Consider the following 11,385-nt stretch of genomic DNA (forward strand, 5'->3'; position numbering starts at 1 on the left):
AAGTGGTGTGAGCCATTAAGCTAACTTGTACTAATTACCCGTGAGGCTTAACCATACAACGCCAAACGCGTTTTATGTGATAGTGAAACAAGCGAAGAAGTTAATATAACTAAAGTAGATATTACTTAAGAAAGACTTAAAAAATATTATCAGATATTTTCCAAATTCAGTTAGTACGTAGAAATACGTATTAACGCCCAAATTTGCTTGGTGACAATAGCGTTTTGGACCCACCTGATTCCATGCCGAACTCAGTAGTGAAACGAAACAGCGCCGATGATAGTGTAGCATTTGCTATGTGAAAGTAGGACATTACCAGGCTTCAAATCGTAGAAAGCCCGATTCGAAAGAGTCGGGCTTTTTTACGTCTGCAGAAAAGTAAAATGCGCGCAGTTAACACTCACATCAACACCTATCACGTAGGGCGAGCGAAGCGACTTCCGACGCTAGAATCACACCAAAAGCCCTCAATATCTCTGCACGCCGATAAGTATGTAGCATTTCACTGTGACTTTTTACTGCGGTGGGCACCATGACATCCTACTGCGTAGCGCACCGACCTCAAATTGTAGTAAGCTCGATTCGAAAGAGTCGGGCTTTTTTACGTCTGCAAAAAATTGATTCAGGGATTCCTCTAGAACGAAGAACTTCTTAGTAAATCATTTATATCAATCAGCAATAATATTTAATCAATTTGAGGGTTTAAACCTGACGCTAAATACGTTAAAAACCTCATGTATGAAACAACTGAATAACGAATTTTTTGCCCTTCTTTTATCGACTCCGCTTAGTTATTGCTCTAATCTCAATTTATGATCTGTTCAATTATGTAGTTTATAAAATGTGACAGAGCTCGTTTAGATAAAATTAGAATAATAAGGGTTTAACAATGAGTGAAATTGATAATCATCCGCATGGTATTTTTTGTTGGTCAGAACTTTGTACGCACAATTGGAAAGATGGTAAGGCGTTTTATACATCATTATTTGATTGGGGATATGACGATCAACCTATTGGAGAAAACATATACTACACCATGCTACAAAAGCAAGGTGATGATATAGCCGCTATGTATGAAATGCCTAAAGAGCAAATTAGTGCAGGGATCCCAAGTCATTGGTTGGCTTACATTGCCGTCGATAATGTTGATGACTGTGCTCTAAAAGCAAAAGAACTGGGTGCTGAAGTTATTGCAGGTCCTCATGATGTTATGAATGCAGGCCGAATGTTGATGCTAAAAGATCCTGTAGGTGCAACTGTAGCGCTATGGCAAGGCAATGAGCATAAAGGTTTTAAGCACTTAGGTGAATTAAACACGCCTTATTGGCATGAGTTAGCAACCAGAGATGGTAAAGTAAGTAGAGACTTTTACTGTGCTTTACTAGGCTGGGAAAGTGAAATAAAGCCAATGGAAGGTATGGACTACACTTTATTCTTAGTGGATGGACAGCCAATTGCCGGTATGCTTGAGATGACAAGCGACTGGCCCGAAGATATTCCTGCTCATTGGATGATTTATTTTGCAGTAGAGAGCTGCGATACGGCAGTAAATAAAGCCGCTAGCTTAGGTGGGCAAGTATGTGTTCCTGCAACAGATATCCCCGAAGTTGGTCGTTTTAGTGTTATATGCGACTCTCAAGGTGCGGTATTTTCGGTGATCGAATCTGTTATGGATGACGTTTAAACAACTAAATTAGCTTTAGCGTTAATTTACTCGTTAGTTTGCTATAATACGCGCCAATTAAATCGTCAGAAAGTGCAGAGAACGCAATGGAATTTGAACAAGATAGCAATTTAACCCTTCCTTTATTTCTATTAGATGAATCATTAAGCTCTAGAGATTTAGAGCAGCCTGATTTTGAAATATCAATTGGACTTGATGATGAGTTACTTGCTCAAATTTGCCAAAATCCAAGTGAAGATAGCAGTGTAGCTATTACCGTTAGTGGTTATGAATTGCTTACAACGGATTCTCTGTATTTAAGTATATTAGAGCAAGAGCATGATGCGCAGATAACATTAACGCATGGACCTCTTTTAAGTGTTGTTTTAAATACAGAAAGTCAGAAAACATTCGTTTCTCCTCAAATGGATATGATGCCCACCTTTGATTTAGGTGACGAGGACGAATGAAAAAAATAATAATAAGTACATTTGTATTAATTATCCTTAGTGGTTGTGCTTACCTAGGTAATGCACATTACGATGATTTATTTGGACCTGAACAAGCGCAAGAGCGTATCGTTCCACATTCTACTCTTGCTGGAGCTGATTTTTTACAAAATGTAAAACCAGTACTCGATACCCGCTGCGTTGTTTGCCATGGTTGTTACGACGCACCTTGCCAGCTTAAGCTCTCATCCCCTGAAGGTATTGACCGAGGTTTGAGTAAAGAGCTTGTTTACGATGGAACTCGTTTATTGGCAACGACCCCAAGCCGTTTATTGTTTGATGCAACCAATACACAACAATGGCGAGAAAAAAACTTTACCCCAGTGCTAAATGAGCGCGTGCAAAGTGAAGAGGCTAACTTAGCGGGTAGCGTTTTATTTAATAGTTTAGTGCTAAAGCAAAGTTATGAATTACCAGCTAATGAGATTTTAGATGATGAATTTGATTTTTCATTAGGGCGTTCGCAAACCTGTGCGACAATGGGAGAGTTTGACCGATTAGCTGACGAGCAACCTCATGGTGGTATGCCTTATGGCTTACCTGGGGTTTCGCGCGAAGAGTTTAATCATTTGCAGAACTGGCTTAAAAGTGGCGGTAAAATGTCACACGTTAAGCCTCCAAGTGAATATGATCAGAATAAAATAAAAGGCTGGGAGGCCTTTTTAAATCAAGATAATTTAAAGTATCAGTTATCAGCACGTTATATTTATGAGCATTGGTTTTTAGCCCATATTTATTTTACATCAGAGAACCCACAAAGCTTTTTTAAACTCGTTCGCTCGAGTACACCTCCTGGTGAGACAATAAAGTTAATAAATACGCGTCGTCCATATGACGATCCTAAAGTTAGCCGTGTTTATTATCGCTTTATGCAAGAGCGTACAACAATACTTTCTAAAACGCATTTACCGCTTGAGCTTAATGAAGCTAAGTTACTGCGTTTATACGAGCAGTTTATTGCGCCAGATTATACTGTCACGCAAATGCCTAGCTATAAAGCAGAGTCGGCTTCTAATCCTTTTAAAACCTTCGAAGTGATCCCTATTAAGTCTAAATATCAGTTTATGCTTGATGAAGCAGAGTTAATTATTATGGGCTTTATAAAAGGGCCTGTTTGTCGTGGTCAGATTGCTTTAAATGTTATAAACGATCACTTTTGGGTGGCGTTTGCTGATCCTGATAAGGTTGCGACTCCTGCTGTAGGTGAAATGCTAATGCAACATGAGGAAGCGTTAGAACTTCCTGCTGCAGAAGAAAGTAATGCGTTACCTATTTCTAGCTGGGTTAAATATTCAGTTCGTGAGAAAAAATATTTACAGGCAAAAGTTGAGCTTGCTAACGAAATGTTCAAAGGTGGTGAGCATCTTACAACTGACTTGCTTTGGAAAGGTGATGGGCATAATAAAAATGCTGCACTGACTATTTTCCGCCACTTTGATAGTGCAACCGTTGTTAAAGGCTTTATTGGTCAAGAGCCTAAAACCACTTGGATACTTGATTATGCGTTATTCGAACGTATTCATTATTTGCTTGTGGCAGGCTTTGATGTATACGGAAATATAGGCCATCAATTAGTTACACGTTTGTATATGGACTTTTTACGTTTAGAGGGGGAGCAAAACTTTTTAGCTCTATTACCTGAGCACAAGCGTAATCAAATCAAAAAGCAGTGGTACCGTAATTCACCGCCTGACTTATCTAAGTTCTTTAAAAGTAACCGAGAATTTAGCCAGCCCAGTGGTATTAACTATGTAACTGATGATCCACAGCATGAGCTATATACCTTGATGAAAGAAGCCTTAGCGCCTGTATTAAGTGAGCAATATGATTATACTAAAGTTTCTAAAGAGTTAAGTATAATAAATAACATGCCAGCAAAAGCGATCAATTTATTACCACAATTGTCTTTTGTATTAGTTAAGCAAGCCGATAATAGTCATAAGGCTTACACCATTATCCATCATAACGCGCACTACAATATATCTAGTTTGTTAAATGAAGATGGGCAGCGTGCTTATAATGAAGATACAGCTACAATAGTCCCCGGCTTTATTGGAGATTACCCGGCGTCTATTTGGTATTTAAATAATGAGCAACAAGTGAATGCTTTTACTGAGCAATTACCAATGATGCAAATTGAAGCTGATTATCGCGCTTTAAAAAGTAAATATGGTATTCGCCGCACTCACCCACAGTTTTGGCAATACAGCGATATATTGCACGAAACGGCTAAAAAATATCGAGGTATAGAATATGGAATGTTTGATTATAATCGATTAGAGAACCGTTAACGCTTACCTTAATATGCCCAGCTTTTGCTGGGCTTTTTATTGCTTATTAACTTAAAAACATAATTACTCTGACTGATTTTTTGTTTTATAAAATTAGTCTACACTTAAATAAAAAACAGGCTGTTGCATGTTCGATATTATTAAAAGTGTTAGAAAGCGATATCGATGGGCGTTATTGACTATTGCTCTTCTAATCAGTGGTTCTGCTCTATTGTTACAATATAGCTTCTCCGTTCAAAAGTACGATGCAAAAGTTATTAATATTGCTGGTAAGCAAAGAATGCTGTCGCAAAAAATAGCGTGGCATAGCAATGCCATACTCAACATTAGTAATTACTCACCACTTCATACTGAATCGCTTGAGAAATCTCTCAATACATTTAAAAAATCCCACCAAACATTATTAACAAAAAATTCTGATGGTGAATACATTTATTTAGATTCAGCATTAGTGGATTTATATTTTGGTGCAACTACTGGCTTGGATAAGACCGTATTAGAATATGTAGAACAAACTGAAAGGCTTTTGTATCAAAAAGGTGAGGTAAACCAGTCTCTATTTTCAATAGAGCATGTTGAAACGTTATTAACAAAGCTTGATAAGGCAGTGAGCTTATTTGAATCTCAAGCTGTTAAAAAAGTAAATTGGGTCGCCAACCTAGAGATACTATGCTGGTTATTGGCAATGGCGTTGCTACTTGTTGAGCTAAGGTTTGTTTTTATACCAATGGAAAAAGAGGTTTCAGACACGCTTTTAGAGCTACAAAAACAAAAAGATTTTGTTTATCAAACAAGTCAAAATAAAGAACATTTTATTGCCAGAGCTAGTCACGAATTTAGAACACCTTTACAGGGTCTTATAACATCTATTGAAGAACTAGAGGTTTCTGATAAACAGCAAAGCGTTAAAACCCAAGCTAACTATTGCGCGCTTAGGTTAATAGCTATATTAGATGAATTACAAGACTTGCAGGCTTTAAGCGCTGGTAAGTGGGTACCGCATTTAAATGATGAAAACCTTCTAGAGTCGTGTAATAAAGTACTAATGGCTTACGAGCATGCTTGTCAGCAAAAAGGTCTTAAACTAGTAAGTTATTTAGATGAGTCGTTAAATTTTGTCTGTAAATTGGATCATCAACGGTTTCAGCACACATTAACAGAGTTAATTAGTAACGCTATTAAGTTTACGACTGAAGGTAAAATTACTGTATCTGCTAAGCTCTTTAATGACGAGCTGTGTGTAACGGTAAGTGATACTGGCTGTGGTTTTTCGAAAGAGATTACTGAGCTTGAATTTGATTCATTTAAACAAACAAACCACTTCCAAGGGTTAAGAACAGGTCTCACTCGGGTTCAGTATGTTGTAAAAGCTTTGCACGGCGAAATTACTTTTAAAAATAATGAAGTCCATGGAGCGTTGGTATCGTTGAGTTTACCAATAATCGTCAGTAAAGATCTCCCAGAATCTCGTAAAATAAATAACAAACTAAAATGTTTAGTTGTAGAAGATAACCCATTAAATACCATGTTATTGACCAGAATACTTACTTTGTTAAATTTAACCTATGATTGCGCTGAAAATGGCCAAGTGGCGTGCGACATGGTATGTAAAAATCACTACGATATTATTTTTATGGACTTAAATATGCCAGTAATGGATGGGTTTGAGGCGATTAAAAAAATACGCTCTGAACTTAATAAGGTAACGCCAATTATTGTTATAACAGCAAACACCTCACAAAAAGATATGGAGCGAGTTTATAAATACGGGGCTAACCTTCATATTCATAAACCAATAAATAAACAAGCAATTGAAGATGCATTAAATAGTATTAGCGTTGCTAGGGCGTGTTGATCTTTGGTAGTTGAATTTGCAGCAGACTGTTTGGTTTTTAGGCAAGGCAGAGCCTATGTAGCGTGGTTATTCCCCATAAATAGGCGATAACGCAGCATAAATACCAAACATGCGCTGCCCATTGGGTTCTTTCTAGGGACGATTAACTCTTTGTTACTCGGTTTTGACTTAGCCCACTAGGTTACAAACCTCGCGCCGCGATTTAATCGCCCCTAGATTGAACAAATTTCAATCCACAAAGATCAATACGCCCTAGTGAAATAAATTAATTTTGCAGATAACAAGCTTGCTAAGCACTTTTAATATACGTTAACTTACTGTTTTAAGGTTTATTAGGAAAAGTTAGTGCAGTCAATTACGCTTGAGCAATTCAATGGTTATTTACAAGGGCAAGGTAAAAGCCGTTACGCTATATACAACCTAGATTGGCAAGTGAACCTAGGAGAACATTGGTTACTTTTAGGTGCTAATGGAGCTGGTAAATCTGCCCTGACAGCTGCATTAGTTGGTGAGGCTAAGTGCGAAACTGGTAAGCGTATAAGTAGTATTAATAAGCTTATACTCGTGTCTTCTGATTCGCATAAACAGTTACTGGCCCAAGAGTTAGAGCATGAAAAGCACAGCCTCGTTAAAGACCTTATTTTTACAGGGCATAGTAATAATGATGAGTTATTAGCGCAGCTAATAGAATTATTTAAATTTAGCTCATTACTAAATAGGCATTTTAGAGACCTTTCAACGGGAGAAACTCGTAAACTCCTACTTATAAAAGCACTCAGCTCCCATAGTGACTTAGTCGTGCTTGATGAGCCATTTCATGGACTCGATGTACAATCGTGCCAGCAACTTAATAAAATACTCATAGAACTTAGCCAAACAATTACTTTTGTTTTTGTACTAAACCGCTTAGACGAAATCCCTTCATTCATTACTCACTATGGCTATGTAAACCAAGGCTGCTTGTTACATACTTTGGCAAAGCCAAGTAGTGAGCAATTGAGTGATTTACTAAAACTACTTCATTTAGAACATACTTCATTGGATATGCCATCTCCTGATACCGAGCAAGAGCAAAAGGCATTCACTGGTAATACCTTAGTTAAATTGAGTAATGCTAAAGTTAGTTATAGTGACGTAAGCATATTCAAAAATCTCAATTGGACTATAAAAAAGCATCAGCATTGGCAGCTCAGTGGAGCGAACGGTTCAGGTAAAACATGCTTATTAAATTTAATAACAGGTGATAACCCACAGTGTTATAACAATGACATTGAAGTGTTCGGTTTTAAACGTGGAACAGGGGAGAGTATTTGGGATATAAAACAGCATATTGGTTTTATATCTAACGCGCTACATATGGATTACCGCGTAAGTATATCGGCTTTAAATACTGTTATTTCAGGATTTTACGACAGCATAGGTTTATATCAAAAACCGAGCGACGCACAAATTAATATTGCTCAGCAGTGGCTGGCATTTATTGGTTTAAGTGATAAACAAAACACCTCATTCACCCAGCTTTCGTACGGCGATCAGCGTATGTTATTAATTGTGCGAGCTATGGTAAAGCACCCAACGTTACTTATTTTAGATGAACCTTGCTTAGGCTTAGATGAAGCAAACAGGCAACGTGTACTGCTATTAATAGAGAAGATTTGTGCTGCCAACACAAGTACTGTGATTTATGTAAATCATCATGCGGCAGACAAAATTAAAGGGATAGAGAGCTACTTAAAAATGGAAGACTTTAGGTGTTAGTTCGTTTTTTATATTTTTTATTAATGCTTTGTATTAAATAAATAACAATTTCAATTGCAATAAAAATAGAGGCAAGGATTAACCCACCACTTGGTTTAAAATGCCCCTCTTGGTAGTAATATATTCCATTGATAAAAAGCATCGTGAGAAAAAATAAAATCTCAAATTGAAAACGTTTCATAATTTACCTGAACATTATGAGCTTACTTAGCGAGTTTGTTTACGTAAGCTCTATTGGGGCCATTAATTCTAAAGACGAGTAACGCTAAAGCCTTTATCTCGAAGCTGTTTAATTAGACCGTGTTTTTCAGGTAAATGCAGGGCGCCTACAGCAATAAATAGCTGCTCGTTTGCTAAGCGCGGTGTGAGTTGTTTAACCCAATTATTATTGCGGTTAGTTAGCATTACTTGCTCGCTAATTTCACCGTAATTACTGTCATCAAAACTCATGTTGTAGTAATCGGTTAGTGTGTCCATGTCACCGCTTTTCCACGCATTAACTAACTTGATAAAGTAAGTATTAATATCGGCGAGTTGCTCAAAGGTTTCTTCAATCATTTCATTGCTTAATAGTGCCATACCATCAAACATTTGTAGTTGTTGCTCTAGGGTTTCAAGCTCGCCAATTTTAATATTATGCTCTTTAGCATAACTAAGCACTTGCTTATCTATGCCGGTTTTATCCGAATAACCTGCATTTTGAAATTCAATTTGCATCATAGTCACCATAACAGCCCAAGGCTTTAAGCCATTAAACATAGCAATATCAATCGACTTTTTAGCAAAGTAATCTTTTAACTTGGTATAATTTTGTTTTGAAAGCTCAGTTTGCAACGTTTTACCGTCACTTAGCACCATAAATGGCATTGAGCGCTGCTGCATCTCAAGGGGAGTAAGTTTGCTTATATCAACTTCAACAATCACTTCTTTGCTTGCACTAATTGCATCGGTTACATTTTTAGGTAAGCCTTTCATGCTGGCATCACCAACGTGTACAGTGCCAAACAAGTAAGAGCTGACGCCATTTTTTTCTATTTTATATAAAGCAGGAGCTGCATAGCTGTTAAGGCTAAATGTTATAAGTAATGCCACAATAAAAAAGTGGCTAACACGGATAAGAGCATTCATGGTTTGTCCTTAAAATCTCAAAATTAGTAGTGTAAATACTAACCTAAATTTACTTCAGAGGTAACGTTAATATAAACGTTAGCGTATTGCTTTCGGTATTACTGGCCGTAATAGTAAAGCCATTTAAGTTACATAAGCTCTGTACAATTGATAATCCTAAACCATGGCGCTGGTTATTAGTTCTAGATGAATCTAGCTGATAGAGCGGGTCAAAAATAGCAGTGAGCTGTTCACTACTTAGTGGTTTATTTACTTTGTTACTAACAGAGATGGTCATGTTTGTGCTGTTATTTACGGCAGTTAATTTAATTGGTGCCTCAGAGAGTCCATAAAATAGTGCGTTATCGATTAAGTTACATAAAATGGTATTTAAACTAAATTCGTCAGCATTAAGTGTAAACTCGTCAGTTATCTCATTATTTAAACGCGCTTTAATACTTAGGTGCTTAAAGGTCAGCTCATCAACAATTTGATTTACTAGGTTATTTAGAATGATATTTTGTGCATTTAATTGCATTGCACTGCTACTTGAGCGCTGCAACAGTAATAGGTTGCTAACAATCGTTTTCATACGCTGTGAAATATTAAGCACATCACTGGTATAGGTGTCGCTAATGCGTTTATCGTCAGGGTAGCGAATAGCCACCTCTGAGAGGCTTATTAGTTCAGCTATTGGGGTTTTAAGCTCGTGTGCAATGTCGCTTGTTAGGCGTTTTTCATTACTATAGAGTTGCTGATTAACGGTAATAAACTTATTTAGCTCGTTACGTATAGGTTCTATTTCTTCTACTTTAAAGTCGCTTTCTATTGTTTGCGCAACACCGGTAATATCGAGTAACTTAATTTGGTCGTTTAAGTTGTGTAGCGGGTGTAGGCCTTTATTTACAATACGTGTCACTAAATAGCGCACACCAAACACACCAAGCACACAGGTTAAAATAAAAACCAGATCAATAATAATCAATACTTTATTAAGTTCGGCGGTGGGCGCTGCAATCGCAAGAGTCATGGTATTAAAAACAGCAGAATGAGTAGGGTTTCTATCGTCTTTTTGGGCTACAAAGTGACTTATAAGTGCGCGGCCATCACGCCCGTTAGGAAGCTCGTAATCTATAATTTTAGATTCGTTTATCGGCATTTCTAAAAAAGGCAGGTTAGCATTTTCATAAAGCTCTAATGAGTCCGAGCGCTCAAACACATCACTGCCATGCCATAACTGGTAAAACTCCGTGGCATCGGCTGCTTCATACTCCGACATAAACTCACCAGCAAAATCAAATTCAACCACGTTGTTGTCATCTTCAACTAAGGTTTTTAAGTAGTTAGCTTTGTTAGTTAGAGATTGATTAAACTGATCTTCCACCCAAGTATCAACACTTAAATCAACGGTTAAAAATATGGTGAATAAAATAACTGAGATCACAGCGCTAATATTATTAACGAGTTTACGCTTTATTGAGTGACTTTTATTTTGTTGTTGCGACATAACCAAATCCACGTTTGTTTTTTATCGGGAGTTCGCCATCAATCTGTCTTACTTTTTTACGTATGGTTGAGATGTGTGCTTCAAGCGCATTTTTAGAGAGCATATCAAACTGACCTACCACGGCTTCACTTATAAGCTCGAGCCCTAATACTCGCTCTGGGGCGTTAAATAAGCATTCTATTATTTTGTATTCATTACGCGTGAGCTCAATGGCATGTTGCTTGTAGTGAAGAGTTTTAAGTGACAGATCTAATACGCAATCACCTACGGTAAGGGTATTTTGTTGGTTTTGCAGTGAACCGCGACGAAGTAATGCAAGGACACGAGCATTGAGTTCTTCAAACGAAAATGGCTTAGTTAAATAATCGTCAGCGCCTTTCATAAGGCCGTTAATTTTATCTTGAGGCTCACTTCGTGCCGATAAAATTAGCACACGGCTTTGGCTATTACTGCTGCGCAGTGCTTGTAAAATACTCATGCCATCAACGCTCGGTAGCATTAAATCAAGTACGAGGAGGTCGTAGTTTCCACTCAGTGCCATACTCAACCCTTCTGAGCCATCACTAGTTTCATCTACGGTAAAACCAAGGTTGCTAAGGCCAACTTGCAAGCTGCGTCTTAATGCTTCAGAGTCTTCAATAACGAGGATTTTCATGTTTACTCGGTTTATAAAAATAGCCTTGTTACTTTAACAA

General features: G+C 37.5%; 9 protein-coding genes and 1 rRNA gene. 6 read left to right on the top strand and 4 right to left on the bottom strand.

Annotated elements, in window-relative coordinates; translation table 11 throughout:
* Positions 1 to 206 precede the first annotated feature (206 nt).
* The 6 genes from rrf to I6E80_RS00030 all read left to right on the top strand — a co-directional run bounded on the left by rrf (position 207) and on the right by I6E80_RS00030 (position 8,076).
* Positions 207 to 321, top strand: a 5S ribosomal RNA gene (gene rrf / locus I6E80_RS00005).
* 568 nt (positions 322 to 889) lie between these two features.
* Entirely contained in the window at positions 890 to 1,684 is a 795-nt protein-coding gene (locus I6E80_RS00010) for a VOC family protein (RefSeq protein WP_197184482.1), read from the top strand.
* An 86-nt stretch (positions 1,685 to 1,770) separates the two neighbouring features.
* A complete protein-coding gene (locus tag I6E80_RS00015; RefSeq protein WP_197184483.1) occupies positions 1,771 to 2,133 on the top strand; it encodes a hypothetical protein in 363 nt (120 codons plus the stop codon).
* Positions 2,130 to 4,463, top strand: coding sequence for a fatty acid cis/trans isomerase (locus I6E80_RS00020; RefSeq protein ID WP_197184484.1), 2,334 nt, complete (start codon positions 2,130 to 2,132; stop codon positions 4,461 to 4,463). Before I6E80_RS00015 ends, I6E80_RS00020 begins: the two co-directional genes overlap by 4 nt.
* Before the next feature lie 127 nt (positions 4,464 to 4,590).
* Positions 4,591 to 6,318: a response regulator gene (locus I6E80_RS00025; RefSeq protein ID WP_197184485.1), complete on the top strand. Its 1,728-nt coding sequence runs from the start codon at positions 4,591 to 4,593 to the stop codon at positions 6,316 to 6,318.
* Between the two features lie 345 nt (positions 6,319 to 6,663).
* The gene (locus I6E80_RS00030) at positions 6,664 to 8,076 is read left to right on the top strand and encodes an ATP-binding cassette domain-containing protein (protein ID WP_197184486.1); all 1,413 of its coding nucleotides are present in this window, start codon (positions 6,664 to 6,666) and stop codon (positions 8,074 to 8,076) included.
* On the opposite strand, the gene I6E80_RS00035 is transcribed toward I6E80_RS00030, so the two are convergent.
* The 4 genes from I6E80_RS00035 to I6E80_RS00050 all read right to left on the bottom strand — a co-directional run bounded on the left by I6E80_RS00035 (position 8,066) and on the right by I6E80_RS00050 (position 11,345).
* Complete coding sequence (locus tag I6E80_RS00035; protein ID WP_182779468.1) at positions 8,066 to 8,257, bottom strand: hypothetical protein; 192 nt, start codon at positions 8,255 to 8,257, stop codon at positions 8,066 to 8,068. The two genes, I6E80_RS00030 and I6E80_RS00035, sit on opposite strands and share 11 nt — an antisense overlap.
* Before the next feature lie 68 nt (positions 8,258 to 8,325).
* Positions 8,326 to 9,204 (bottom strand): TraB/GumN family protein, encoded by an 879-nt coding sequence (locus I6E80_RS00040; RefSeq protein WP_197184487.1) that lies wholly within the window; start codon positions 9,202 to 9,204, stop codon positions 8,326 to 8,328.
* A gap of 49 nt (positions 9,205 to 9,253) precedes the next feature.
* On the bottom strand, positions 9,254 to 10,690 hold the full coding sequence (locus I6E80_RS00045) for a HAMP domain-containing sensor histidine kinase (RefSeq protein WP_076925336.1): 1,437 nt from the start codon (positions 10,688 to 10,690) through the stop codon (positions 9,254 to 9,256).
* A complete protein-coding gene (locus I6E80_RS00050) occupies positions 10,671 to 11,345 on the bottom strand; it encodes a response regulator transcription factor (protein ID WP_197184488.1) in 675 nt (224 codons plus the stop codon). The genes I6E80_RS00045 and I6E80_RS00050 overlap by 20 nt, the downstream gene beginning before the upstream one ends.
* Positions 11,346 to 11,385: the final 40 nt, after the last annotated feature.

The sequence above is a fragment of the Pseudoalteromonas sp. NSLLW218 genome (assembly GCF_015864775.1).
GTDB lineage: Bacteria > Pseudomonadota > Gammaproteobacteria > Enterobacterales > Alteromonadaceae > Pseudoalteromonas.

Bases quoted from the DNA above. Each gene is read 5' to 3' on its own strand.
- I6E80_RS00010 (WP_197184482.1), top strand. From the start codon at position 890: ATGAGTGAAATTGATAATCATCCGCATGGTATTTTTTGTTGGTCAGAA.
- I6E80_RS00015 (WP_197184483.1), top strand. From the start codon at position 1,771: ATGGAATTTGAACAAGATAGCAATTTAACCCTTCCTTTATTTCTATTA.
- I6E80_RS00020 (WP_197184484.1), top strand. From the start codon at position 2,130: ATGAAAAAAATAATAATAAGTACATTTGTATTAATTATCCTTAGTGGT.
- I6E80_RS00025 (WP_197184485.1), top strand. From the start codon at position 4,591: ATGTTCGATATTATTAAAAGTGTTAGAAAGCGATATCGATGGGCGTTA.
- I6E80_RS00035 (WP_182779468.1), bottom strand. From the start codon at position 8,257: ATGAAACGTTTTCAATTTGAGATTTTATTTTTTCTCACGATGCTTTTT.
- I6E80_RS00040 (WP_197184487.1), bottom strand. From the start codon at position 9,204: ATGAATGCTCTTATCCGTGTTAGCCACTTTTTTATTGTGGCATTACTT.
- I6E80_RS00045 (WP_076925336.1), bottom strand. From the start codon at position 10,690: ATGTCGCAACAACAAAATAAAAGTCACTCAATAAAGCGTAAACTCGTT.
- I6E80_RS00050 (WP_197184488.1), bottom strand. From the start codon at position 11,345: ATGAAAATCCTCGTTATTGAAGACTCTGAAGCATTAAGACGCAGCTTG.